Source organism: Dysgonomonas sp. 521 (assembly GCF_010501055.1).
Lineage (GTDB): Bacteria > Bacteroidota > Bacteroidia > Bacteroidales > Dysgonomonadaceae > Dysgonomonas.
Genome location: NZ_QVMO01000234.1, coordinates 1 through 893, shown reverse-complemented (window position 1 = coordinate 893; position 893 = coordinate 1). Strand labels below are relative to the sequence as shown.

1 protein-coding gene is annotated in these 893 nt (G+C 39.8%); it reads right to left on the bottom strand.

Going from position 1 to position 893, the window contains the following annotated elements:
* Positions 1 to 209 precede the first annotated feature (209 nt).
* Positions 210 to 872: a DUF3164 family protein gene (locus D0T84_RS22340; RefSeq protein WP_163310113.1), complete on the bottom strand. Its 663-nt coding sequence runs from the start codon at positions 870 to 872 to the stop codon at positions 210 to 212.
* Between the last annotated feature and the right edge of the window lie 21 nt (positions 873 to 893).

Genomic DNA, 893 nt, shown 5'->3' with positions numbered 1-893 from the left:
GAAATATCCATCCTGTGGTACTTCTTTTCTTTGATGCTCTTAATGTTGAAAATTTCTCTTTGAGCCATAATGTTAATTGTTAATATGATTGGTTGATTGTTCCTATGCCTGGAATCGAACCAGGCCGTGAACCGTTTAGGATTAGTTTTCTATTATTTCTTTTTGGGTTTAACGACCTCCTTTCATTATTAACTGCTAACTGTTGACTGTTAACTGTTATCTATTGCACTCATTGACAATGGCAAACTGCGTTCCTTGCCCTCATCGTCCTTAAAACGTACCTCTATAAACTGGCAGGAAGGCGCAGGCCTGTAAGCCTCTTTGATGATGTTGATACCATCAATAAAGTTTTCATCACCCGATTTTACTGCCAGACGCTCAAGCTCCAGCACTTTATTGGCCTTCAGGTTACCTTTGCGATCTTTGGCCAACAGGTTCATCACGGTTTCAACCAGGTTTGCACTATTCTCATCTTTAGCCAGCGTTTTCAGGTGGTCTTTTACTTTCTGAATACCTATATCAACAGTATCAGCCCAGCCTTCATTGATACGGTTACCCAGCTTGATGCTAATTTCACCATCTTCAGTGCTGAAGGTATCTGATTGGCGGTCTGATTTGGTTTTATACAGTTCGTCCTTCATGTCAATAAGTGTTTCCATATTCCCGAAAACTGTTTTTTTTGCCATCATTATCCCTTCCGATATCTGGCATAACAATTCGAAGTTTGTCCTGATGGTAGCATCCTTCATTTCTTTGTAGGTTTCACGTTCCTGTTTAATCCTGGCAGCTTCTGCCTTCTTTGCTTTGTCCTGCCTGAAGGCTTCATATTCAGCCATTTCTTCAGCAGTCATTTCAACTAATTCTTTACTCATAATCTATTGAATTAAAATGTT